The organism is Aquisphaera insulae (assembly GCF_011064615.1).
Lineage (GTDB): Bacteria > Planctomycetota > Planctomycetia > Isosphaerales > Isosphaeraceae > Aquisphaera > Aquisphaera insulae.
The window spans coordinates 20,807-44,643 of the sequence record NZ_JAALJH010000030.1 but is presented as its reverse complement, the minus strand read 5'-3'; the positions used below and the strand labels follow the sequence as shown (position 1 = coordinate 44,643).

General features: G+C 69.7%; 17 protein-coding genes. 10 read left to right on the top strand and 7 right to left on the bottom strand.

Features of this window, described 5'->3' with window-relative positions:
• Positions 1-52: 52 nt before the first annotated feature.
• Together G6O54_RS17155 and G6O54_RS17150 are read left to right on the top strand one after the other, a co-directional pair.
• Complete coding sequence (locus G6O54_RS17155; protein WP_165226886.1) at positions 53-1,405, top strand: glycosyl hydrolase family 28-related protein; 1,353 nt, start codon at positions 53-55, stop codon at positions 1,403-1,405.
• Positions 1,406-1,423: 18 nt separating this feature from the next.
• Positions 1,424-2,194 carry an SDR family NAD(P)-dependent oxidoreductase gene (locus G6O54_RS17150; RefSeq protein WP_165226885.1) on the top strand — a complete coding sequence of 257 codons (771 nt, stop codon included), beginning with the start codon at positions 1,424-1,426 and terminating at the stop codon, positions 2,192-2,194.
• A 16-nt stretch (positions 2,195-2,210) separates the two neighbouring features.
• Here G6O54_RS17150 and G6O54_RS17145 read toward each other — a convergent pair whose 3' ends face one another.
• The 3 genes from G6O54_RS17145 to nadD form a co-directional block, all read right to left on the bottom strand.
• Positions 2,211-3,461, bottom strand: coding sequence for a uroporphyrinogen decarboxylase family protein (locus G6O54_RS17145; RefSeq protein ID WP_165226884.1), 1,251 nt, complete (start codon positions 3,459-3,461; stop codon positions 2,211-2,213).
• An 86-nt stretch (positions 3,462-3,547) separates the two neighbouring features.
• The gene (locus G6O54_RS17140) at positions 3,548-4,921 is read right to left on the bottom strand and encodes a Gfo/Idh/MocA family protein (protein ID WP_165226883.1); all 1,374 of its coding nucleotides are present in this window, start codon (positions 4,919-4,921) and stop codon (positions 3,548-3,550) included.
• A 128-nt stretch (positions 4,922-5,049) separates the two neighbouring features.
• Positions 5,050-5,643, bottom strand: coding sequence for a nicotinate-nucleotide adenylyltransferase (nadD, locus tag G6O54_RS17135; RefSeq protein WP_165226882.1), 594 nt, complete (start codon positions 5,641-5,643; stop codon positions 5,050-5,052).
• Positions 5,644-5,844: 201 nt separating this feature from the next.
• Here nadD and priA point away from each other — a divergent pair, with 201 nt between their 5' ends.
• The 5 genes from priA (at position 5,845) to G6O54_RS17110 (ending at position 15,540) form a co-directional block, all read left to right on the top strand.
• Entirely contained in the window at positions 5,845-8,229 is a 2,385-nt protein-coding gene (priA, locus tag G6O54_RS17130; protein WP_165226881.1) for a replication restart helicase PriA, read from the top strand.
• Between the two features lie 440 nt (positions 8,230-8,669).
• A complete protein-coding gene (locus G6O54_RS17125) occupies positions 8,670-9,338 on the top strand; it encodes a PEP-CTERM sorting domain-containing protein (RefSeq protein ID WP_165226880.1) in 669 nt (222 codons plus the stop codon).
• A gap of 443 nt (positions 9,339-9,781) precedes the next feature.
• Complete coding sequence (locus G6O54_RS17120) at positions 9,782-10,459, top strand: sigma-70 family RNA polymerase sigma factor (RefSeq protein ID WP_165226879.1); 678 nt, start codon at positions 9,782-9,784, stop codon at positions 10,457-10,459.
• Positions 10,431-14,759, top strand: a complete 4,329-nt coding sequence (locus G6O54_RS17115) for a WD40 repeat domain-containing serine/threonine protein kinase (RefSeq protein ID WP_165226878.1) — start codon at positions 10,431-10,433, stop codon at positions 14,757-14,759. Before G6O54_RS17120 ends, G6O54_RS17115 begins: the two co-directional genes overlap by 29 nt.
• A 415-nt stretch (positions 14,760-15,174) precedes the next feature.
• Positions 15,175-15,540, top strand: coding sequence for a hypothetical protein (locus G6O54_RS17110; RefSeq protein ID WP_165226877.1), 366 nt, complete (start codon positions 15,175-15,177; stop codon positions 15,538-15,540).
• 22 nt (positions 15,541-15,562) lie between these two features.
• On the opposite strand, the gene G6O54_RS17105 is transcribed toward G6O54_RS17110, so the two are convergent.
• The 3 genes from G6O54_RS17105 to G6O54_RS17095 form a co-directional block, all read right to left on the bottom strand.
• Positions 15,563-16,405 carry a glycoside hydrolase family 16 protein gene (locus G6O54_RS17105; protein ID WP_165226876.1) on the bottom strand — a complete coding sequence of 281 codons (843 nt, stop codon included), beginning with the start codon at positions 16,403-16,405 and terminating at the stop codon, positions 15,563-15,565.
• A 20-nt stretch (positions 16,406-16,425) separates the two neighbouring features.
• Positions 16,426-18,762 (bottom strand): glycoside hydrolase family 127 protein, encoded by a 2,337-nt coding sequence (locus G6O54_RS17100; protein WP_165226875.1) that lies wholly within the window; start codon positions 18,760-18,762, stop codon positions 16,426-16,428.
• Between the two features lie 106 nt (positions 18,763-18,868).
• The gene (locus G6O54_RS17095; protein ID WP_165226874.1) at positions 18,869-19,573 is read right to left on the bottom strand and encodes a hypothetical protein; all 705 of its coding nucleotides are present in this window, start codon (positions 19,571-19,573) and stop codon (positions 18,869-18,871) included.
• 131 nt (positions 19,574-19,704) lie between these two features.
• On the opposite strand from G6O54_RS17095, the gene G6O54_RS17090 reads away from it, so the two are divergent.
• Entirely contained in the window at positions 19,705-21,081 is a 1,377-nt protein-coding gene (locus G6O54_RS17090) for an O-antigen ligase family protein (RefSeq protein ID WP_165226873.1), read from the top strand.
• Here G6O54_RS17090 and G6O54_RS17085 read toward each other — a convergent pair.
• On the bottom strand, positions 21,050-22,156 hold the full coding sequence (locus G6O54_RS17085; RefSeq protein WP_165226872.1) for an AF_0692 family protein: 1,107 nt from the start codon (positions 22,154-22,156) through the stop codon (positions 21,050-21,052). The genes G6O54_RS17090 and G6O54_RS17085 overlap by 32 nt on opposite strands.
• Before the next feature lie 391 nt (positions 22,157-22,547).
• Here G6O54_RS17085 and G6O54_RS17080 point away from each other — a divergent pair, with 391 nt between their 5' ends.
• On the top strand, positions 22,548-22,970 hold the full coding sequence (locus G6O54_RS17080; protein ID WP_165226871.1) for an SET domain-containing protein-lysine N-methyltransferase: 423 nt from the start codon (positions 22,548-22,550) through the stop codon (positions 22,968-22,970).
• A complete protein-coding gene (locus G6O54_RS17075; protein WP_165226870.1) occupies positions 22,967-23,776 on the top strand; it encodes a hypothetical protein in 810 nt (269 codons plus the stop codon). The genes G6O54_RS17080 and G6O54_RS17075 overlap by 4 nt, the downstream gene beginning before the upstream one ends.
• Positions 23,777-23,837: the final 61 nt, after the last annotated feature.

Sequence of the window (23,837 nt, the reverse complement as noted above, 5' to 3'; positions counted from 1 at the left end):
ATCCGGCGTTGGGAGGCCCTGTTTGACTCTCGATGAATGCGGAGACTCCACGATGTCGTGTCTTCCTCTTCGATGTGCCCTGATCCTGGCGCCGATGCTCCTTCTGCCCGCCGCGAGCCGAGGCCAGGCCCCCGCGCCGCCGGCCGCGCCGGGCCCGATTCCGACGGCCTCCTCGATGGGCCGCGACGTCCTCGACGCCCTGGCCTTCGGCGCGAAGGCCGACGGCGTAACGGACGCGACGGCGGCCGTCCAGAAGGCCCTCGATGCGGCCGGCAAGACGGGAGGCATCGTCCGCCTGCCGGCGGGTCGCTACCTGGTGGCCGGCAGCCTGAGGATCCCGGTCGGCGTCGCCCTGGTCGGCGTGCAGCAGGCCCCGGTGGCCATCGAGCCCCTGATCGGGACGGTCGTCCTGGCCACGGGCGGACGCGATCGGGAAGACGCGCCGGCCCTCTTCGAGATGGGGAGCTCGTCGGTCGTGCAGGGGCTCACGGTCTTCTATCCCGAGCAGAAGATCCAGGACATCCACCCCTACGCCTGGACGTTCCACCTCCAGGGATTCGACAACACGGTCGAGAACGTGACGCTCATCAACAGCTACAACGGCATCCGGATCGGGCCGGAGCCGAACGTCCGGCACCGGATTCGGAGCGTCGTCGGCTGCGTCCTGCGGCGGGGGCTCGAGCTCGACAACTGCACCGACATCGGCCGGATCGAGAACGTGCAGTGGCATAACCACTGGTGGAGCGCCACCTCGGTCGGCGGCGACTGGAAGGTGCCATTCGATTACATGGCGAAGCACTGCGAGGGCTTCATCTTCGGCCGATCGGACTGGGAGTACGTCACGAACACGTTCATCTTCCCCACCCAGATCGGCTACCACTTCATCGCCACCCCCAACGGCTCCATGAATGGCCAGCTTTGCGGCATCGGCGCGGATGCCGCCAACCGCTGCGTGGTCGTGGATGCCATCCAGCCGATGGGGCTGCTCATCACCAACGGCCAGTTCGTGGCCTTCACGGGCGAAAACCCGATCGAGGTCGTGATCGCCGCGACCGCGAAGGGCTCGGTCCGCCTCCAGAACTGCGACTTCTGGGGGCCCGCCGCGCAGAACGTGGTGACCCACGGGCCGGGGTTCACGTCGCTGAGCAACTGCTACTTCAGCAGCGATCACCCCGTCCCGCCCGGCAAGGCCCTGGTCGAGGCGGACGACGGCAAGCTCCAGGTCCAGGGTTGCAGCTTCGGCAGCGACCTGCCCGCCATCCTGCTGGGCAAGGGCCTGAAGCACGCGATCGTGACCGGAAACAACGGCGTGAAGGGAGTCGCGATCATCAATCAGATCGGCGATCGGGCGATCCTGACCGCCAATGAGGCCGCCGAGATTCCCGTACCTACGAAAAAGCCGTGAGCACCGAGGGACCTGGAAATGCTGAGCAAGTTGTTCGACCTGACGGGACGTGTGGCGCTGGTGACGGGCGGGTCGAAGGGGCTGGGCAAGGCCATGGCCATCGGCCTGGCGGAGGCCGGCGCCGGGATTGTGATCGCGAGCCGGCATGAGGACGAGCTGAAGTCCGCGGCCGAGGAGATTCGCACCGCCGGAGGAGGGCGCGTCGAGTATGTCGTCGCCGATCTCAGCAAGCGGGGCGAGGCCGATCCGCTCGCCCAGAAGGCCATCGAGGCGATGGGCCGGGTGGACATCCTCATCAACAACGCCGGGGTGAACATCCCCCAGGCCATCGACGAGATGAAGGATGAGGTCTGGGACCAGGTCCTGGAACTCAATCTCACCTCGTGCATGGCGCTGACGCGGGCCCTTTCGCCGTTCATGAAGGAGCGGAAATGGGGGCGGATCGTCCACCTCTCGTCGATCATGGGGCTCAGCTCGGCGGCGGCGCGGAATCCCTATTCGGCCACCAAGAGCGCGCTGCTCGGCCTGGCGCGGGCCAGCGCCAATGACCTCGGGATCCACGGCATCACGGTGAACTGCATCGCGCCGGGGCCGATGCTGACCGACATGCCCATGAGCGTGCTGTCGAAGGAGAAGCAGGACGAGTTCGCCCGCGGCACCGCCCTGCTCCGCTGGGGCCGGCCGGACGAGCTCGTCGGCCCCGTGCTCATGCTGGCGAGCGACGCGGGGAGCTACATCACCGGCACGGTGCTCGTCGTCGATGGGGGGTGCCTGGCGAAGGTGTTCTGATCGATGGTCCGGCGTTTCAGGCCACGGCTCCGTTGAACTCGTGGACCGCCTCGTACATGGCCACGATGTTCCGCGGCGGGACGTCGGCCAGGATGTTGTGGACCGTGTTGAACACGAAGCCGCCGCCGGGGGCGAAGATCTCCAGCCGCTCCAGGACGTGCGCCCGCACCTCCTCGGGCGTCCCCAGGGGCAGGACGCGCTGGGTGTCGCAGCCGCCGCCCCAGAAGCAGATGTCGCGGCCGAACTCGCGCTTCAAGTGATCCGGCTCCATGTGGCGGCAGCTCGTCTGGACCGGGTTGATCACGTCGAAGCCCGCCTCGATCATGTCCGGCAGGAGCGCGGAGATCGACCCGCAGGAATGGAGGAACGCCTTGATGTTGCTGTGCTTGTGCAGGTAGTCGCAGAGCATCGCCTGGCGGGGCTTGATGTGGCGACGGTACATGGCGGGCGACATGAACGGGCCCGAGTTGGTGCCGAGGTCGTCGCCGAACTGGCAGATGTCGACGACGTCGCCCACCGCGCGGCAGACATTCTCGAGGGTCGCCATGTGGCGTTCCATGAGCGCGTCCAGGAGTCTCTCGACCGTATCCGGCTCCGAGCCGATGTCCATGAGGAAGGAATCGACCCGGCGGAGGTAGGTGCCCCACTCGAACAGGTTGCAGCCCACGCCGATCATGATGGCCCGGTCCGTGCTGGCCCGCAGGGCCAGCGCCCGGGTCCGGACCAGATCCCAGAAGTCGGGGGCGTCGGCGTGGTCCCAGGGGCCGGTCGGGAAGGCGGCCCAGGGGGTCGCGTTCATCGCCGATCCGAGGTCGCGAAAGTCGTCGGGATAACCCTCGAGATAAGGGAAGTTGCTCTGGTCGAAGAACCAGCCGCCCCGGGGCATGTGGGCGAGGTCCGTCCCGTCCTTCGCCCGCGCGATGATCGTCCCGTCGGCCGCCACCTCGGGATGGAACCAGGCCGGGTACTCGGCCTTCTGGCCGTCGGCGAGCGTGGTCTCGTGCCAGCGGGAATCCTCGCGATTGAAGGCGCGGGCGAAGTCCACGGCGTCGATGCCGAAGCGGTCGAGGATCTCGTCCTCGGGGAGGGCGAGCTGCTGGACCACGTCGTAGACCCGGTTGTGTCCGCCCTCGATCCCGAGGTGTCGCTTCAGGTTGCCGTAGGCGATCGCCGAGATGCCCGTGCTCCGCATGGCGCCCAGGTCAATCGGCACGCGGTCCGGCTCTCGATGTTCGATGGCGGCGAGGATTCGCTCGCGATGGGTCATCGGGCAGGTTCCTGATTCTGACGGACGGCCGTCCCCTCCACTCGCTGCGCCGCGGGGGAGGGAAGCGGCGGGGTCACGGATGACGGCTAGATCTCCCAGCCCTTGCGGAAGTAGGGCTTGAGATACTGGCTGGCCTTCTCGCTGTTGAGGATCCGCCCGGAGGCCCCGTCGTATTCGATGGCCTGCTCGGAGCGGACGGCCACGTTGCCCAGGAGCATGGACTCCGTGAGGGCGGACGCGAAGTCGAAGTTGGAGTAGGCCAGCTCCGGCTTGCCGGCCCGGACGGCCTCGATCCACTCCTTCTTCATGTTGTCGTCGTCCTTGCCGCTCCCCTTGATCCGCGGCAACGTCGGCGTGGGGGCCTGGTAATCCCGGAACTCGGCCTCGGGGAAGAGGACCTGGCTGGTCCCGTTGTCGCTCGGCGAGTAGAGCCGGCCCTTCGAGCCGAGGAAGAGCGAGCCGCTATCCGCCTTCTTGAAGCCCGAGGGAAAGAGCTCGTCGGGGGGGAGGTTCCGCTCACCGTTCCTGGCCCCCTCGTGCCAGACGAGCTTGACCGGCGGCCGGCCCTCGCGGGCCGGGAACTCGTAGGTGATGGTCGCCCAGGCCGGGAAGGTCTCGGAGTTGATCTCCGAATGCTCGGCGGAGACGCGCGTCGGCAGGCCGAGCTTCAGGCCGCGGAAGGCGAGGTTCGCCGTGTGGCAGGCCATGTCGCCCAGCGAGCCCGTGCCGAAATCCCAGAACCCGCGCCAGTTGTGCGGGTGATACGACGGGTGATAGGGCCGGTCCGGCGCGGGGCCGAGGAACTCGAACCAGTGGATGTGATTCGGGATGCCGGGCGTCTCCCTGGTGCGGGCCACGATGTCCGGCGCCTGCTTCCAGTACTTGAAGGGCCGGTTGGTCCAGACATGGACCTCGGCGACGTCGCCGATGGCCCCCGACTGGAGGATCTCGACGCCCCGGCGGAGGCCGGGACTGGCCGACCCCTGGTTCCCCATCTGGGTGCAGACCTTCTTCTCGCGGGCGGTCTCCCGCATCAGGCGGGCCTCCCAGACCGAGTGCGTCAGCGGCTTCTGGCAGTAGACGTGCTTGCCCATCCGCATGGCGCGGACGGCCGCGGGGGCGTGGTGATGGTCGGGCGTGGAGACCACCACGGCGTCGATCTTGGCCCCCATCTCATCGAGGAGGGCCCGGTAGTCGTGATACCGCCTGGCGTCCGGATACCGCCGATAATTCCCGGCGGCGCGCACGTCGTCGATGTCGCAGAGGGCGACGACCCGGCCATGATGGCCGGCGTGCTCGGCGTCGCTGGATCCCTTCCCGCCCACGCCGATGCAGGCGATGTTGATGACCTCGTTGGGGCCGACCCCGCCGGCGAATCCGCGGCGACCGTTGGCGAAGATGCCGAATCCGGCCACGGACGCACCATGCAGGAAGGATCGACGATCGACCGACGGGATCATGGCAGATGCCTCCTGGGGAGGGTGGGCGAGGCGGGGCGGGTCCGAGCACGCCGGCCATTATCCGACGCCGGCTGCGCTGATGCCATCCCCTGCCCGCCCCCGTCCCGGCCGGCCACTGCCGGACCGGATCAGCCCCGGTAGAGCCCCTGGGCCACGATGTACGCTTCCACGGCCCGGGGCATCATGTACCGGACGCTCTGCCCCCGCGCCAGCCGCCGCCTCAGGTCGGTGGAGGCGATGCCGATGGGGGGGATCTCCACGACCTGGAGCGGCCTGGCCCCGGGGCCGAAGTCCGGGAGCTTGCCGCCGTCGGGGAGGGGCGAACCCGGCCGGTTGGCCACGACGATGGTCGCTCGCTCCGCGATGCCCGCCGGGTCCCGCCAGGTCGGCAGGTCGACGAGGCTGTCGCCGCCGATGAGGAAGTAGAGCTCATCCGCGGGTCGCTCCCGGCGGAGCGCCTCGATCGTGTCCACGCTGTAATGCGGCCCGGGCCGGCTGGTCTCGATCTCGGAGACCTCGAACGATGGGTTGCCGGCGATCGCGATCCGGACCATCTCCAGCCGATGCGCCGCGGGCGTGCGCTCCCCGCGCTTGTGGGGGGGCTCGCCGGCGACCACGAACCAGAGGCGGTCCAGGCGGCAGGCCTCTCGACAGTGCTCGGCCAGGATCAGGTGGCCGACGTGGATGGGGTCGAAGGTCCCGCCGAAGAGTCCCAGCCGCATGTCCGCACCGCCCCCGCACAATCCGCACGATCGCCCCGGATCTGCCGCCGCCGGGGCCACATTCCTGTGGACAAACGTGCAGAAATCCGATGAACTGGCAGGGGTCGAACCCTGCCGCCCGGACGAGGCGCCCGGGGCCGGACCGGCTGACGGTCGGCGGCGATCCTCGACGATAGGGGTGGGCCACGAGCCTTGTCAACCATGTTCGAGGGCGAAGGACAGGCCGGCGAATCTTCCCCCGAAGAATCGCCCGAGCCCTGGTTCGGGGCGGACCGCGTCGCCCCTCGAGCGGGGGGCGGGCTGTTCGCGGGGATCGTCGTCAATCGCCCCATCGATCAGGTCCTCACCTATCATTGCGGCCTGCGGCTGGCGGCGTCGATCCGGCCCGGCCAGCGGGTCCGGGTCCCGCTGGGCAGGGGGAACCGGCCGGCCGTCGGCTACTGCGTGAGCGTGGAGCAGTCGCCCCCCGACGGCCTGGACCCGGCGCGATTGAAGGAAGTGATCGAGGTCCTCGACCCGGCCCCGCTGATCGACGCGGGGATGCTCGAGCTGACCCGCTGGATGGCGGACTATTACGTCTGCTCGTGGGGCCAGGCGCTCGACTCGGCGGTGCCGGCGGGGGTCCGGAACCAGGCGGGCACCCGGGTGGGAACCTTCCTCCTGGTGCCGGAGGAGACGCGGGAGGCGCTCCGGGATCAGACCCTCAAGCCGCGGCTCTCCCCCAAGCAGGCCGCGGCGCTGGAGACCCTCTGCCGGGCGACCGGCCCCCTGACGATCGCCGACGTCTGCCGGCGGGCGCGGTGCACGACGGCCCCGATCCTGGCGCTCCGGCGGCTCGGCCTGATCCATTCGGTGAAGCGGCGCGTCGGGCTCTCGGAGGCCACCGAGCCGGACGACGTCGAGGGCGAGGGCGAGCCGGACCTGAGGGTGACCAACGGACCGCCGGTGCTGCCCGATTCGCACCCCCGGGGGGGATCCGGCCCGACGCTCACGCCGGAACAGGATGCGGTGATGGCCGCCCTGCGGCCGGCGCTGGCGGGTGACGGCTTCGCCCCGTTCCTGATCCACGGCGTCACCGGGAGCGGCAAGACGGAGGTCTACCTTTCGGCCATCGAGCAGGCGGTGGCGCGGGGCCGCGAGGCCATCGTCCTGGTGCCGGAGATCAGCCTGACTCCCCAGACGATCCGCCGGTTCCGCCGCCGGTTCGACCGGGTGGCCGTGCTCCACAGCCACCTCAGCGACGTGGAGCGGCATCGGCACTGGCAGAGCATCGCCGAGGGGGAGGTGCAGGTGGTGGTCGGTGCCCGCTCGGCCATCTTCGCCCCGACGCGACGGCTCGGCCTGATCGTCATCGACGAGGAGCACGAGAGCACGTTCAAGCAGGAGACGGTGCCCCGGTATCACGCGCGCGACGTCGCGGTGAAGCGGGCGCAGCTCGAGCGCGTCCCGGTGCTCATGGGCTCGGCGACGCCGGCCCTCGAAAGCTGGCGGAACGCCGATCGCGGCCGCTACGTCAGGCTCTCGATGCCATCCCGGGTCGAGGGCCGGCCGATGCCGGACGTGGACATCATCGACCTCCGGAGGGAGAAGAAGTTCACGGGGGGGCTGAGCGAGAGCCTCCGCACGGCGGTGCATCGGGCCCTCGAGGACGGCGGCCAGGTGATCCTGCTCCTGAACCGGCGCGGCTTCCACACGTTCGTGATCTGCCCGCACTGCGGGGGCGTGGTGAAGTGCCACGCCTGCGACGTGGCGATGACCCACCACAAGGGGAGGCGGCTCCTCCTCTGCCACACCTGCGACGCCGAGCGGCCCTGCCCCCCGGCCTGCCCGTCCTGCGGCGCCCAGGGGCTGCATTACGGCGGCATCGGCACCGAGCGGCTGGAGCGGGAGGTGATCGAGGCCTTCCCGGGCCGCGTGGTGCGGCGGATGGACTCGGACACGATGCGGCGGCCCGGCAGCCATGAGGAGGTGCTGGCCGCCTTCAAGGCGGGCGAGGTCCACATCCTGCTCGGCACCCAGATGATCGCCAAGGGCCTGGATTTCCCCAACGTCACGCTGGTGGGCGTGGTGAACGCCGACACGGCGCTCCATCTGCCGGACTTCCGGGCCGCGGAGCGGACGTTCCAGCTCGTGGCCCAGGTCGCCGGCCGGACCGGCCGGGGAGAGAAGCCCGGCAGGGTCCTCGTCCAGACCTACACCCCCGAGCACGCCGCGATCGCGCACGCGGTGAATCACGACTACGAAGGCTTCGTCGCCGTCGAGCTGCCCGAGCGGCTGACCTATGAGCGGCCCCCCTTCTGGCGAATCGCACGCGTCATCGCGCGTGGCCCCGAGGAAGCGGTCGTCGAGGAGTACATGAAACGACTCGGATCGGCGCTTCGCGAGGCCGCCGAGCCCTCGGTCCGGTTCCTCGGGCCCGCCCCGGCACCCATCCTCAAGATCCGCAACCTCTACCGCTTCCACCTCCACCTGCGGTGCCTGACGGCACGGCCGCTCCAGACCCTGCTTCATGCCGTCCCGGCGCGCGTGCCGCCGCCGGGGGGCGTCGAGCTGGCCATCGACGTGGATCCTACAAGCACGCTGTGATGATCCCGAGACGGCCTCCGGAATCCGAGAAAAATCGCGAGGAAAGACTCAAGATCCGCCAAACTCGAATTTACAGCCCCGCCGGTTCGGAGTATCTTCCCGCCGTTCGCTCACACCCGGGGCAGGCGACGACGGAAGACATGGCCGAGTTTGGCGAAGGAGGGCTCGGATGCCCGGCATTCGATCACGTCATTGCTCCCTTCGTTCACGGCCATGCTTGACCCGACCTCGCCGGCCCGCCCGAGTTGCGTCCGGGCCTCGCGGGATGTGACCCGATGTCACGTGTCGTTCGTCTTCCCTGCGTCCCCTCGGTCTCGACCGGTGTAGCCGGCGAGGCGGTCCGCAGTCCAGGAAGGGATGTCACGCCTCGAGTCCAGACGATGACCTTCGCGACGTGAATGGATTGTGAGGACACAATCCCAGCTTTTCAGGAGGAAAAGATGCGCAGAACTAGAGGGTGGACCGGGCTGCGGAACGCGCTCATCGCCCTGGGACTCGCCGGCTGTGCCGTATCCGGTGCGTCGGCCGCGGCTCTCAAGACCGATCCCAGCATCATGAGCTATTCGACCGCCGTCCAGGTCGACTCCACGGGGATCACCGGGGCGAACGTGATCAGCATCCTGCCGGCCACGAACTCCGGCATCCAGATCACCGGCAAGGATAACCTGGCGCTCGGCACGTTCGTGATCGCCGCCAACAACGGCGCCACCACGACCTACAAGAACACGCCGTTCAGCGTCACCCTGAACCCGATCTCGCTCGGCGACAACGCGCTGACGACGGAGCCGATCAAGATCACCGGCGTCCTCAACGGCACGGTGACCGGGAACTACCATTCCACCGTCGAGGCGACCTTCAACAACCTGTCCGCCTCCTCCTTCAAGCTGGGCAACGGGACCGCCAACCTGAGCCTGGTGGACAATCCGAAGCTGCTGGTGCCGTCCTCCAGCAACGGCGGCCAGACGACCATCGAGGCGCAGCTCGTCTCGAACAACGTGGCACCCCCGGCCGTCCCCGAGCCGAGCACGGTGGCCATGTTCTTGACGACGATCGGCGGCCTGGGGCTTCGCCGACACGTCCAGAACCGCCGCCGCATGGCGGCCGCCTGACCACCCCGGCCCGCGCCTCGGGTCCATCGAGCACGCCTCCGGCCTCCCGCGTCGACCCGCGGGAGGCCTTTTCTTGCGCGCGGGGATCGGGTGCGGAGGGGCGGTGGGCCGGAGACATCCCGGCCGCTCTCGCCCGGCCGTCCCCCGTTGTCTGGCCGTCCCCCCTGCCCCTTCCTCCTCACACCTCTTCTCGCCCCGGATTCTCGATCCCTCGCTCCCGGCTCCTCCCTCGTCACTCCCCATTCCCCGAGGCATCGGGGCTTGTCGCCGGGGTCTCGGCTTCGGATCATGGTAGGCAAGGTCGTCCGGCGCCCCCGCAGGATTTCCCACCACCCGGGTCCAGGTCAGTCCCGGCTGACGCCTATTTCTCTGGGAGAGGGCGACGGGCCTTCGGGACGGCGGGGCAGCGGTCGGGCGGCAGCCTGAAAGAAGAGCCGACTCCGATGGCCGACGGTCCGATCGAACTCATGTCCAGGGCGCGGGCGGGCGAAACCGAGGCGCTGGGTGAGCTCTGCGCGCTGTATCGCAACTACCTGCGGATGATCGTGAGGACCGGGCTGGGGCCCCGGTTGCGAGAGCGGCTGGAGCTGTCCGACGTGGTCCAGGAGACGCTCATCGAGGTCGTCCGGCAGTTCCCCCAGTTCACCGGCCAGAACGAGGCGGCCCTGGTGGGGTGGCTGCGGCGGCTGGTCAGCCAGAAGCTCGCGGACCTGGGGCGGTATCACAGCCGCTCCAAGCGGACCGGCGGCACGCGGACCCTCGCCCTGGATGCGCCCCTGGACCTGGAAGGGCCCGGCCACCTCTCCTCGGAGGGGGGCGGCGGGCGGCTGCTGGACATGCTGGCGCTGAGCCAGACGAGCCCGAGCGAGGTGGCCAGCCGCAGGGAGCTCGTGGTCCTGCTGGCCGACGCCGTCGGCGCCCTCCCCGTGGACGAGGCGGACATCCTCTGGCTCTATCACGCGGAGGGGCTCTCCTTCGAGGCGATCGGCGACAGGGTGGGGCTGAGTCGGAAGTCGATCCGCGGCATCTGGGCGCGCGGGCTGAAGCGGCTGAAACGCACCCTCGAGGGCCCCCCGGGAGGATCATTAAGATATGAGAATGAGCCACCGGGACGAGAATGACCGCCGCCGGGCGGACCCGGACCGCGGCGAGGCCGGCCCCGCCGAGGGAACCGATCGCGGCGCCGACGACGACGACGAACGCCTGGGCGAGGTCATCGAGGCCTACCTCTCGCTGGTGGAGAACGGCGAGGCCCCGGACCCGGACGAGTTCGCCGACCGCCATCCCGACATCCGCGACGACGTCCGGGCCGCGCTCGAGGGCCTCGAGCTGGTCCACGGGCTGGTGGGGAGCGGCTCGACGCCCGGCGGGGGCCCGGGGCGGAATCTCGAGTCGGGGAGGAGGATCGCCGGCTACCGGGTGGTCCGCGAGCTCGGCCGCGGCGGCATGGGGACGGTCTACGAGGCCCTCCACGTGGGGCTGGACCGGCCGGTGGCGTTGAAGGTCCTGGGGACGCATGCCGCCCCCGACTCCTCGGCCCGGCGGCGTTTCCTCAACGAGGCGAAGACCGCGGCGGGATTGCACCACACCCACATCGTCCCCGTCTTCGACGTGGGCCAGGCCGGCGGCCTCTGCTATTACGCCATGCAGCGGATCGAGGGGAGCGGCCTGGACCGGGTCCTCCGCCACCTCCGCCAGGCCCGGCCCGGCGCCTTCTCGACGGGACGATCGGCCGTCGGCAGCGGCCACGACGGCGGCTCCGGGCTGGGCGGGTCGACGGACATCAGCTCGCGATTCAATCGGCTCTGGGTCCGCGTCTCGTCCGGACTCCCGTGGCGACGCACGCACGCGTCGTCGAGCGACGGCTCGCCGTCCCCGATCCCATCCCTGGGCGACATCTCGCCGCCGCGACGATCCCCCGGGGCCGGCGACGACCCGACCGGCTCCTGGCAGGGGCTGAGCGGGGGGACGCTCGATCGCGGGCGATCCCGGCTCCTCGAGCTCGAGCTCCTGGAGACGGGGGTGGGGAGGACGGCCTCGATGCTCCAGGCGCATCCGCACGCCCAGGACGACGCGGCGGCCACCCCCTTCGAGCCCCCGCGCGGATCGGCCTACTTCCGCTGGGTCGCGGAGGTGGGCCTCCAGGCCGCCGAGGCCCTCGGCCATGCCCACCACCAGGGGGTGATCCACCGCGACGTCAAGCCGTCCAACCTCCTCATCGACGCCCAGGGGAACATCTGGGTGACCGACTTCGGCCTGGCGCGACGGCTCGCCGATCCGGGGATGACCCACCACGACAGCCTCCTGGGCACCCCGCGTTACATGAGCCCGGAACAGGCCCGCACCGGACGCATCGACGCGCGGACCGACGTCTACAGCCTGGGCGCCACGATCTACGAGCTGCTCACCCTCCGACCTCCCTTCGACGGCTCGAGCGCCGCCGAGCTGCTCGACCAGATCGGCGGGCGGGAGCCGATCCCGCCCCGCCAGCTCAACCGGCGGGTCCCGCTCGACCTGGAGACGATCGTCCTCAAGACCCTGGCCAAGCGCCCCGGCGACCGCTACGAGACGGCCGTGGCGCTGGCCGAGGACCTGGCCCGGTTCCTCAACAGCGAGCCGGTCCGCGCCCGCCGGATCAGCCCCGTCGGCCGGGCCTGGCGGGTGGCCCGGCGCCACCCCGGGATCACCACCGTCACGACGGTGGCGACCGTCGCGGTGCTCGGGATCGCGACCTATGCGTACGGCCGGATCCTGGCCGAGCGCGACGAGGCGAGGCGAGCCGGCAAGGCGACCGAGGTCGCCCTGGGGGAGAAGGCCAGCGAGGCCGAGAAGGCCCGGGCCGCCGCCCGCTGGGCGCTCTCGGCCAACGCGGCGAACCTGCTGGTCTCCGACCTGCCCGATCGGAGGTCCAAGGGGCTGGACCTGATCCGCAACATGGGCAACCCGGAGGCGGCGGCCACGGCCGACCAGGCCTCGGCGCTCTCGCCGGAGAGGCTCCGCGAGCAGGCCGTCGAGTTCCTGATGCTCCGCGACGTCGTCGCCCTCCCGGCCTTCCCGACCGGGTCATCGCGGGGGATCGAGCTGGGATCCGACGGCTCGGTGCTGGCGGCCCTGTCCGAGAACGGGTCCGAGATCAGCCTCTGGAACGTCCCCCAGCGGCAGCGGTTCGCGACCATCGGCCTGGATGCCGCGCCGTCGGCCTCACCGGCCGCGGCGGACGCGGCGAATCCGACGGCAGGAAACGCGTCCGGATCCAGGCCGAATTCGCCCGGGGGCAAGGGCATTGGCCCGGGATTCGGCGGCCGGGGCGGCCGCTGGTGGGGCCGGCACATGACCCTGGCGCGGAACGTCCTCTTCGCCCTCCTGCCGGAGGAGGACGGGCCGCGATCCGACGACGTCCTGAGGCTGTACGACATCCGCAACGGCTCGGTGATCCGGGACGTGGTCCGCCCCGGGCGGCGGGTCCAGAGCGTCTTCGCCAGCCCGACCGGCGATCGATTGATCACGATCGAGGAGATCGCCGAGTCGCCGCGCGGCCGTGGCCAGGGCCGGCGGGACGCGGGCGGTCCCCCGGGGGGACGCCCCGAGGGCCCCGAGCCCGAGATCCTGCTCTGGGACACGAGCCACCTCGAGCAGCCGCTGGCCACCCTCCAGGCCTCGGGGGGGGATAGCCCGCGCCGCGGGGGCATGTTCATGATGCCCTGGCCGGCCTTCAGCCCCGACAGCAAGTCGGTCGCCATCGCGCAGTTCCACGGCACCACCCTCTCGGTCCTCCTCCACGACCTGTCCGACGGCCAGCTCCGGAACCAGATCGACACCCAGTCCGAGATGGTCCTGTCGGTCTCGCTGGGCGCGAACAACCTGATGGCCGTCGCCGCGGGAAACACGATCCAGCTCTGGGACCGGGACCGGGAGGGGGGACGGCTGCTCACGAGCCTGGCGGACCCGCGGGGCACGCCGCGGCTGATGCGGTTCAACCACCAGGGGACGCTGCTGGCGACCGCGACGATCAACAGCCTCGAGATCTGGGACGTGGCCTCACACCGGGTCGTGGCCGTGCTGCCGGTCGCGGACTTCATCACCGACTTCGGATTCACGCCCGACGGCATGACCCTCTTCGCGTCCGGCCGCATGTCGACCACGCAGGTCTGGCGGGTGAATGACTCGGCGGCGCGAGTCCAGATCGGCGGGTTCGATTCGTGGCCCCTGTCGATGGACTTCCGGCCCGGCGGCGGCCTCGCCATCGGCTGCGCCAACGGCGACGTCTGGTTCTATCGGGACGGCGGCAATCGCTGCACCGGCGGGCGATCCGACCCGGGGACGGCTCCCGAGGCCGCCCCGCGCGGCTCGGAACGGGGCCGCAATCGAGGCCGAGAGATGGACGGCAAGAACACGGTCCGGTTCGACTCCGAAGGCCGGCTCGTCGCCCTCGATTCGCGTACCCTCCGGATCTGGAACGACGGCACGGATCCGGGCGGTCGCCCCACGACCCTCGAGCTGCCCGGCCCGTGGATGATGTCCCAGTCGCTCCTGGCCCGCTCCTCGGACGGCCGGCACATGGCCGTCGTCCGGGGCGGGAACGCCTGGGTCTGGGAGGCGTCTCACCCGGACGTCCTCCGCACCGTGATCGCGCCGCCTCCGGCCGACGACGCCAGCCCCGGCCTGGAACCCGAAGCGCCCCCGCCCCGCGAGCCGGCCGGCGGCCGGCCCAGGCCGGGCGACGAACCGGGACCCGGGCCGGGCCCCGGCCCCGGCCCTCGACCCGGCGGCGAGCCCAGGCCAGGCGGCCGGCCGGGCCCCGGGGACCGACCCGGGGGCGGCCGCGGCGGACCGAACAAGCCGGGGATGTCCGCGGTCCAGATCTCTCCCGCCGGAGACCGGCTCTACTTCCTGGGCGATTTCTCGCGCCTCAGCAGTTGGGCCCTCGAGCCCGGCGGCGAGAAGGGGAGCGACGACGACCCGATCACGGCCCGACGGATCGACCCTCCCGCGCTCCCCGACGGCCTCTCCAGCCTGGCCCTCCGGCCGGATGGCGGCCTCCTCGCCATCGGCGATCGAACGGGCCACATCACGCTCCTGGACACCCGCCGTTGGGCCGTCGTGAGCCGCCTGGCCCCGCCCGAGGGTGAAGGACAGGGGATCCTGACCGGCCTGGCCTTCTCTCCGGACGGCCGGCGACTGGCCGCCGGCTCGTACCTGGGGAAAGTCCTCGTCTGGTCGGTCGCCACTCCCACGCGGCCGGCCCTCGACCTGAAGCTCCCCGGGCGCGCGAACATCTGGAGCCTGGCCCTCGCCTTCAACGACTCCGGCCGCCGACTCGCCGTGCCCGTAGTCGGCGGCACGAGCGAGCCCACCGTCGAGATCTGGGATCTGGACCTCATCGATCGCGAGCTGATTCGCCTGGGCCTGGGCAATCGCTGACCGCGACCCGAGGAGCGAGATCGTCTCCAAAGCGACTCGGAGGTGCTGTGGCTGGTCGGGACCGCAGGGCGGCCCGACGATGACGTTTTCGATGCGAGACGCGACGGCCGGGAGAGCCGATCCGCCGGACGGCCGAAGTCGCGCCCCCCACGGCTGATCGCCCGACCGGTCTCCGAGTCGCCGCGTTCATCGGGCGGCCGGTCGCCTGGCGCGGTCAACCGTCGGCACGCGGAATGGTCCCCGCCAGGACCGAGCGGCCGGGCCGAGTTATCAACCGGCCGGTCGAGCTGTTAGACTGACCCGACCCTTCGGGGCCGGCCGTGCGACCGATGGGCGGTCACTCGAGCGGCGAATCCGCGGAGAGAAACGGCCACGGTCCGTCACGACCGCGGGTCAAGCGGGATGGACCGACAACATGCAAGCCGTCCTGCTGGTCGCCCTGGTTTCGGCCATCGAGCTCGGATGGGCGTGTTCTTACGCCCTGAAGTACAGGAACTGGCGACGGGTGCGGCGTCTGGCCGAGTCGAGGAACGGCGGGCCGGTCCCCCTGGACGACCGAACTCTGCTCGCCATCCAGGACGTGGGCCAGCTCAACCGGGATGAGTCCTGGTTCAATGCCTTTCTGCTCTATCACCTGCCCGTGTCCGTCCCGATTCGACTGGCGACCGGACGATTCCACGTGTTTCATCGGGGGGGATGGAAGGTCTTCGTCCCGACCTCGGCCGGCACCCTGGCCCTGTATGCCTCACTCGCCTGGTGGCTCTTCGGCTCCCGAGGCTGACGCCATCGGCCTTCCGAGCCTCTCACCGCCGGACCCCACGGCCGGCCTGCGACGGGGTTGCGGTATCGGCCTTCTGGTAGATCCGCACGTAATCGATGAGGTATCGCTGCGGGAAGATCGCGTCGTCGATCCCCTTCTGGCCGCCCCAGCCGCCGCCGATGGCCAGGTTGAGGATCAGGAACTGGGGGCGGTCGTAGGGCCAGGCCGCGGTGCCGCTCCCCTCGTTCTTGTAGGTGAAGTAGACCTTGCCGTCGACCGAGAAATCCATCTTCGTGGCGTCCCATTCGACGCCGTAGACGTGGAATTGCTCCGACGCATCGGGGAGCTTCAGGCTGCTCCCCTTGCCGTTCTTGTTCACGTGGTTGTACTTTTTGGTGTGGATATTCGCATGGACAAGGCCGGGGTCGTAGCCGACGAATTCCATGATGTCGATCTCGCCGCAGGCGGGCCAGCCGGCCCTGTGGATGTCGGAGCCCAGCATCCAGATCGCCGGCCAGGTGCCGCGGCCCTTCGGCAGCTTCGCCCGGACCTCGACCTTGGCGTGGGTCCAGGCGTGCTTGCCCTCGGTCGTCAGCGAGGCCGAGGTGTAATCGGCCTTCTTCTCGCCCTCCTTCCACGGCTCCTTCCGCGCCTCGATGATCAGGTGGCCGTCCTCGACGCGGGCATTCTCGCGGCGATCGCGGGTGTAGAACTGCTTCTCGCCGTTGCGGACGAAGCCGTGCTCGTGGCCCCATTTCGCCGGATCCGGCGCACCGGCGCGGTCGAACTCGTCGCTCCAGACGAGCTTCCACCCCTGGGCTTGGGCCGGCGTCGGGCCCGTGAAGGCGATCGCAATCGTCGCGGTCAGAGGCAAAAACCATTTCATGAGGGTCGCTCCAATCCTGTTCACTTCCCGGTCCGGAGGACGCGGATTCCGAACGCTCCGCCCGCCATGTGACCGGGATGAGCCTGGAAGGTCACCGTCGCCCGGTCCTTGCCGCGGGTGAGATCCTCGGGGATCGAGTAGGCCTGGTCGTAGAACTCGTCGGGATGGTTCCGCTCCAGGGTCTCGGTGGCGATCTTCGTGCCATCCACCAGGACGTCGAAGACTCGATGGTTGGAATCGCTGCCCCAGTAGGTGACGCTCAACACCTGGGGCCGGTCCGGGAGCACCTTGACGACGTAGCGGAAGTAGCCGCCGTCGCTCGCGTCCCGCCAGGGGCGATCGACGAAGAGCCCGGCGTTCGACTTCTCCCCCTTGAACGCGTGGTCCCGCTCGCTCTGGTCCTGGCCGGGATGGACGCGGTCCACCGTCCGCTCGTCGAGCTCCCGCCGGCGGGCCTGGTCCGCCGCGTACTCGGCCTGCTTCTCCTTCCAGCCCTCGGCCGTGAAGCGATCGAAGTAGACCGTGTATCGGACATCACCGGGCATGCGGTACAGGGGCCTCAGCACCAGCAGCCGGCCCGAATTCGCGGCGTATCGAAAGACGTCCGGCGAGGCCGAGAAGGTCGAGGGTTGCCCCTCCTGGAGGCCGAGCGAACGCAGCGCCTCGCTCGGATCGCCGACGATCGCCGGGATGGCCTGATCGGGCGCCAGGCCCGCGGCCAGGACCAGGGGGCCGTGCAGGAACGCGAGCCGATCGGGGTTGTCCTTGAACGCCTCGACGTGGAGCGCGAACGGCAGCGAGACCTCCACGGTGTCGCCGTCCTTCCACTCGCGGCCGATCTCCGCATAGCTCCCCGGCACGCTCCGGTCCGCGATGTCCTCGCCGTTCACCTTGACGGCAAATCCCGCCCCGGCCCACGACGGGTGCCGCAACCTGAGCCGGAGCGGCGTCGGCTTCTCGCACGAGATCACCAGCCGGGTCCCCTGCTCTTCCGGGAACCGCGTCTCCTGCCGGAGGGTCAGCCCCCGCTCCTTCCACGACAGCACCGACGCCACGAACAGGTTCACGTACAGGATCCGGTCGCCATCGTGAACATAGATGCTGTCCCCATACTTCGCGTGGTTCTCCACGCCCGTCCCCGTGCAGCACCAGAAGGAATTCTCGGGCTCGTTGAAGACGCGCTTCGAACCGGGCCGGAGCGGCAGGTAGTACACCATCATCCCGGTCTCGGCGTTCTGCGACGGCAGGATGTGGTTGAAGAGCGCCCGCTCGTAGTAGTCGGCGTACTGCGCGCGCGGCTCCCAGGTGAAGAGGTGCCGCGTCAGCTTGAGCATGTTGTAGGTGTTGCAGGTCTCGGTCGTGCTCGGGCCGAAGGCCCGGGAGAGCGTCTCCTTGGGCGAGAACATCTCGCCGTCGGAGTGGCCGCCGATCACGTAGGATCGCTCCTTCACGACCGTGTCCCAGAAGAACGAAGAGGCGGCGCGATACGCCGGCCGGCCGGTCAGCTCGTATTCCTCGGCCGTGCCGATGAACTTGGGGATCTGCGTGTTGGCGTGCAACCCGGTCAGGATGTCGCGGCCCTGGGACATGGGATCGATCACGGCCCGGTGATTGAACCGCTCCGACAGGTCCAGGTACTTCTTCTCCCCGGTCCGGGCGTAGAGGTTGGCGAGGCACTCGTTCATCCCGCCGTGCTCGTTGCCCAGCATCCCCTGCATCTGATCGTCCGAGAGCTTGTCGCAGCGGGATTTCACCCAGTCGGCGAACTTCCGGGCCGCGTCGAGCGCCTCGGAATTGCCGCAATGGGTGTTCATATCGATCAGCCCGGCGAGGATCTTGTGGAGCGTATAGTAGGGGGCCCAGACCGGCTTGCGGCCCTCGACGCGGTCGATGAACTCGTCGGGGAAGGCGCTCAGGTATCCCGAGCCGATCTTCTTCTGGCACGCGACGAGGCCGGTGACGAGCCTGTCGCCCTTCTCCTTGAATCGCGGGTCGCCCGTGCTCGCGTACAGGAGCGCGCAGGCGCTGAGGTAGTGGCCGACGAAGTGGCCCCGAACCTCGACCGCGGGGGCCTCCCAGCCTCCCAGCGGCTTCGCGGCCGAGGGCAATCCCGCGTTGAGCCGGAAGACGTGCAGGAGCCGATCGACGTCGAGGTCGAGGATGTACTTCTCGTCCAGCTCCATCGCATGCCGCAGCGGGCCGTCGAGCAGCCGGACGTTCTCGAGGGGGAAGAATGTCGCCCCGAGCGGGACGACGGGCTTCACCGCGTCCGGGACCGGCGGGCCCGAATCTCCCCGGGCGGGGATGACGAGCAACGTCGAGACGAAGACACCGCAAGACACCGTAATCGCACGCATCAGGATCCTCCTGAAGCTCATTAGAACCGGCGTCAAGCGGTGAAGATAGAGGATGCCAGGCGGGGGCCGGGAAGCACGCCTCGGAGCCGGCTCGCCCCCCGTCAAGTCAGCCGGTCAGCCACGCGACGAGCTCGGGCACGGCGAGCAGGAGCACGGCGATCGCGAGGCGTTGGAGCCGGGCGGTGATGGGATCACGGCGGGCGGAAGTGGTGACGCTCGCCACGCGATAGCGTCGAACCCCCATGCCGTCGTCGCGATCGGCCCGAACGGCCGCGGAGTGCGTGGCCAGGGACCAGGCCAAACCCAGGAGCATCAGGCCGAGCCCGGAGAACCAGAGCGACCAGTAGACGCCGTAGTGGAGGTCGATGTTGTGGAACGAGATGATCTCCAGGGTGAACCCCAGGAGCGCGACGATCGTGCCGACCACGGTGATCCTCGCCGCAACCGGCCAGCGCCGGGTGCGATGGGCCAGCCACGCAACCAGGCCAACCGCGACGATGACCGCCCCGGCGACGACGAATCCTTGCCAGGAGTGCCGGCTGGCCACTGCCCGACTCCCCAGGGTCACGCGGACGAGCTCCCGCCAGTTTCCCATCAGCCGATACCGGACCGACAGGCCCATCTCGATGAACGCGACGGGCCCCAGCACGGCGAGTGTCCACCAGAGGCGCCGGGGGGTGGAGCCGGCATCCGCGCGGCGGAACAGGAGGGCCGCCGCGAGCAGGCCGACCAGGCACCAGCAGGCCCGGGTGAGGAGGAGCAGGACGTTGGGGGGGAACGTGTTCCAGAATCGATCGAACGCGTCGATCATCGGTCAGCTCCTCCGGCGACCGGCTCGACCGACCTTGGCCGGCGAATCGCCGTAGACTAGAGTAAGTCGCACGCATGCTCGCCGTCCATCCGGCCTCTATCGTCCCCTCCTGGATCGAGCACCTTTTGCCGATGTCGCTCGCAGCCCTCGTCCTAGCCGCCTGGATCCCGATCTCGCTGTGCCTCTACGGCAAGCTCGGCCCCACGCGAGGCGCGTTGATCTCGCTGCTGGCGGGATGGATCCTGCTGCCGAACGAGGCCTATCCCGTCGAGGCCCTCGAGCTGGCCACGAGCCAGAATCGCTTCGTGGTCCACTCTCTGGCCCTGGCCGCCGACCCGCTCTGGAACAAGGCCTCGGCCATCGGACTTGGCTGCCTGCTGGGGATCGTGCTGTTCGACGCCGAGTCGCTCCGCCGGCTTCGTTTCCTGGCGCTGGATGGGGCGTTCCTGCTCTTCGCGGCGATCCCGATCCTCTCGGCGTGGTCCAACGGCTTGCCGATCGCCGGAGGCCTGGCGCAGGCACGACACCTGATCCTGGCCTGGGGCGTTCCGTACCTGGTCGGCCGGACCCGGTTCGCCTCTCCCGAAGCCTTGCTGGAGATGGAGAAGGCCTGGGCGATCGCCGGGCTTGTCACGGCCCCGGCGGCGCTACTGGAGTTCGCGACGGGCCCGGTCTTCTACGATTGGGTCTACGGCCAGAATCCATATCGGGCGGACGGGATCTCCCGAACCCTCGGGCATCGGCCCCTGCTGTTCATGGAACAGGGGAACCAGTGGGGGATGTGGGCGGCTTCCACGGCACTCGCCGCCGCCTGGCTGTGGGCGGGCGGGGAAAGGGACCTCGCCCGCGTCGGGCAGTTGAGGATACCCACACGTCGGGCGGCGATCATCCTGGTCGTCGTCGCCATCCTGGGGCAATCGCACAGCAGCCTTGGCTGGCTCGCCTGCGGCCTGGCCTGGATCGCGGCGATCCGACTGAGGATCCCGAAGCGGGCGATCCGGGCCGCCATCGCGGCGGGCGCGGTGCTTGTCGTGCTCGCCGCGGCAATCCTGGTCGTTCGCTCCGGGGGGCCGGGCGCCCTCCGCAACAACGTCCGCGGCTTCTTCGTCGGCCTGGGCAAGACCTCGTTCACGTGGCGGCTGGCACGGGTGGCGGAGCATCTCGAGGCGATCCGGGAACGGCCGATCCTGGGGCATGGCCTGGCCGACTGGTCGCCCATGACGCCGGACGGGCGGTTCATCGCGCCGGTCTCCATCGCCTACCCGCTCATGGAGGCGGGATTCCACGGGGTGATCGCGGCCCTGGCGTCGATGGCGGTCCTCGCCGCGCCGATCGTCCTGGCCGCGCGGCGCCTGGCCCGATCGGGCCGCGCGAATGCAGCGGTGGCGGCTGCCGTTGCCATCCTCGCCATCAACCTGGCCGACCTGTTCCTGAACAGTTGCCTCCTGCCCCCGATCCTGGTGGCGGCCGGCGGCCTCACGGCCTGGTCGACCAGCGAGCCTGAATAGCCCGGCCGAGGACCACGAGCGGCAGGATGGCGCTGAGGGCGATCCAGGCGGCGAAGGAGATGATCGCCGGGGCGACGATCAGCGGATTGCCCGGGGCCAAGGACAGGACGAGGCCCAGCCCGAGGATCGTGGCGAGCGTCGCCTCCGCCGTCCGCAGCGAGCGCGGATCCACGTCGATCGCGGCCGTTGTCGGGGACCGTCGTTGCTGCAACCAGAGACCGAGGATCGCCAGCCCGTAGAGGGCGAGCGTCCCCCACTGGACGCGCCCGGACGGGAGGCCCTCCGGCCTGATCCCGAAATAGGTCAGGGTGTAGAGGACGGCCAGATAGATGCACAGGCCGACCAGGCCGGGCCGACCGAACTCGAGGATCGCCCGCCCGTCCGAACGTATCCGGGCCGGCCGGGCCAGGCGGCCCAGCACCAGGAACACGATGACCAGGAACAGGGAGTTGAGGGCGATGTTGAGCGGCCCGCCGCCGTTCATGGCGACGATGGGGGCGAAGCTCATGACGAGACAGGCCCGGACCGCGCCGGCCCGGCGCGTCCGCCGCAGGTATGGCCCGAGGTCGGGATAGATCCGCAGCAAGGGGGGCCAGAGGAGGCACGCCACCGCGAGCGGGACGATGAAGGACAGGATCGGGTGAAAGAAGAAGACCATCGTGATCTCGGCCAGGCCGTAGGGCCCGATCTTCCCCATCTGGAGCCGGCCGTCGCCGTTGAACCCGTACCAGATGACCTTGGTGATCCAGGATTCGTAGAGCCCGTAGAGGACGCCCCAGAGGTAGAGCGACCCGAGCGAGGTCCGGCCCGTGCGGATCGAGAGGGTCGTGAACAGGAAGAAGTGGCAGAAGTAGAGCCAGTACGTCAGCAGGAGCGTCCAGGGATGCCAGAGCCCCATCCCGAGAGAAGCCCCCGAGAGGACCTCCGCGCCGACCAGGACGACCCAGCCCACCAGGAGCCGGGCCCGGACGACCGCGGGGGGGCGCTCGCCGGGGCCGCCATCCGTCGGCCAGGGATCGCCCACGTCGAGGATCGCCCCGGGAAGCTCGTCAACCGTACTCGCAGATCCGTCCATCAGAGCCTTCGAAGAGGAATGGACCACTTTACAGGGACCAGATCGACGTCCCTTTCGGATCGAAACCCACCGGAGAATACCCCTCGGACCCGTCCGGAGTTTCGCGATTCGAGGGCGCCCGGGGTCGACCGTCAACCTGCGGGGGCTCGGGATCGTGGCCGGGCTCTCCCGTCAGGACCGGACGTGAAGCTTGCGCAGGCTCTCGGAAACGACGTGCCGAGAGGACATCCCTCACGCTGCCGCCCCGGAGGTGACCGTCGCGTCGGACGAGTCGAGCACTTGTAAACGGGGCCATCGTCGGCGAATATCATAGGGGTGGGGGCGAAGGTCCCTGATCGGACCGATTCGCCGCCCGGGACCATGCGTCATCGGCCCTCTACTCCACGGCGTCATGGCCAACGAAACCGAATGGGAGCAGTCCACGAGCGGGCATGCGACCCTGGTCTATGCCCGCCTCCAGCCCTCTCCGATACACGGGGTGGGCGTCTTCGCGATCCGCCGGATCCCCGCAGGGGTCTACCCCTTCGAGCCGGACCCCTGCGACATCCTCTGGATCCCGAAATCCGAGGTCGACCGGAGCGAGCCCCGGTTCGCCGAGCTCTACCGCGACTTCTGCATCCCGAAGGGGGACATGCTGGGATGCCCTCGGAATTTCAATGAGATGACCCTATCCTGGTATGTCAATTTTTCGAGGCATCCGAATCTCGCCTGCGACGCCGAGTATCGATTCTACGCGATCCGGGACATCCTCGCGGGAGAGGAGCTGACGCTCGACTACACAACCTACAGCGACTACCGGCCCGACGATGCATGACAACTCTCGTCGCCGACCCCGATGGCTCTCCAGGGATCTACGTCGAGCTCGCCTCGGCCGTGGAGGCACTTCGGGTCCGGGCGCATGATCCCGAGCTCCGCGGGCGCGTCGAACGCTACCTCGGGCAGGCCGTGCCGTTCCCGTTCCGCGGAGGGGCCGGCCGGGCATGCCTGGCGAGGCAGGTCGTCAGCCCGACCCTGGAGCTGTTCCGGTTCCTCGAGCTGGCCGACCGGTCGGGCCTGCCCCCGCTCTGCCTGAGCTACGAGGCGGACCGGATCGTCCTGGAGAACGTCTCCAAGCGATCCCTCTGCGAGATCCAGATCGCCGGCCCGCGCGGCGACGGATCGGTGCCCGGCCCCCGGAGGATCGTCGACTTCCGCCGAGCGGCGGGCCGGCGGTTCGACGAGACCCGCACGCTCTGGGGCGAGCCCCTCGTCCGTTTCCATGCGAAGGCGCTGCGGGCACTCGCGCCGACGGCCGCGGATCGGGCCTTCGACATGTCGGACTGGCTCGCGTGCTGCGGCGGCGGCGCGAAGACGACCGCCTATGCGAGGTTCCTGGCCCTGTTCGTGTGCCACGGGCTCCTGTTCGAGAACTACCTGACCGATCCCGGCGACCGCGGTTCGGCCGGCATGCGGAGGGAGGCCGCGTTCACGGAGCGCGTGGTGATCCCGTCGATCCGATCGGTCGTCGATGCGGTCGGAGTTCCCCCCCTGATCGTGCGGCTGATCCCGCCGGCCGCCTCGACGGAACCGGATTGGGACTACTATCCTCCCGAGATGATGCGGATCTTGCCACCACCCTGAGGGAGGCCGACGCCACGGCGGTGATCGAGCCGGACCCTCGCGACCGAGATCCCGGCGGCGG

Coding starts and splice junctions, on each gene's coding strand:
- G6O54_RS17090 (WP_165226873.1), top strand. CDS start 19,705: ATGTCGCTCGCAGCCCTCGTCCTAGCCGCCTGGATCCCGATCTCGCTG.
- G6O54_RS17110 (WP_165226877.1), top strand. CDS start 15,175: ATGCAAGCCGTCCTGCTGGTCGCCCTGGTTTCGGCCATCGAGCTCGGA.
- G6O54_RS17100 (WP_165226875.1), bottom strand. CDS start 18,762: ATGCGTGCGATTACGGTGTCTTGCGGTGTCTTCGTCTCGACGTTGCTC.
- G6O54_RS17115 (WP_165226878.1), top strand. CDS start 10,431: ATGAGAATGAGCCACCGGGACGAGAATGACCGCCGCCGGGCGGACCCG.
- G6O54_RS17075 (WP_165226870.1), top strand. CDS start 22,967: ATGACAACTCTCGTCGCCGACCCCGATGGCTCTCCAGGGATCTACGTC.
- G6O54_RS17155 (WP_165226886.1), top strand. CDS start 53: ATGTCGTGTCTTCCTCTTCGATGTGCCCTGATCCTGGCGCCGATGCTC.
- G6O54_RS17150 (WP_165226885.1), top strand. CDS start 1,424: ATGCTGAGCAAGTTGTTCGACCTGACGGGACGTGTGGCGCTGGTGACG.
- priA (WP_165226881.1), top strand. CDS start 5,845: ATGTTCGAGGGCGAAGGACAGGCCGGCGAATCTTCCCCCGAAGAATCG.
- G6O54_RS17105 (WP_165226876.1), bottom strand. CDS start 16,405: ATGAAATGGTTTTTGCCTCTGACCGCGACGATTGCGATCGCCTTCACG.
- G6O54_RS17145 (WP_165226884.1), bottom strand. CDS start 3,461: ATGACCCATCGCGAGCGAATCCTCGCCGCCATCGAACATCGAGAGCCG.
- G6O54_RS17120 (WP_165226879.1), top strand. CDS start 9,782: ATGGCCGACGGTCCGATCGAACTCATGTCCAGGGCGCGGGCGGGCGAA.
- G6O54_RS17140 (WP_165226883.1), bottom strand. CDS start 4,921: ATGATCCCGTCGGTCGATCGTCGATCCTTCCTGCATGGTGCGTCCGTG.
- G6O54_RS17085 (WP_165226872.1), bottom strand. CDS start 22,156: ATGGACGGATCTGCGAGTACGGTTGACGAGCTTCCCGGGGCGATCCTC.
- G6O54_RS17125 (WP_165226880.1), top strand. CDS start 8,670: ATGCGCAGAACTAGAGGGTGGACCGGGCTGCGGAACGCGCTCATCGCC.
- G6O54_RS17080 (WP_165226871.1), top strand. CDS start 22,548: ATGGCCAACGAAACCGAATGGGAGCAGTCCACGAGCGGGCATGCGACC.
- G6O54_RS17095 (WP_165226874.1), bottom strand. CDS start 19,573: ATGATCGACGCGTTCGATCGATTCTGGAACACGTTCCCCCCCAACGTC.
- nadD (WP_165226882.1), bottom strand. CDS start 5,643: ATGCGGCTGGGACTCTTCGGCGGGACCTTCGACCCCATCCACGTCGGC.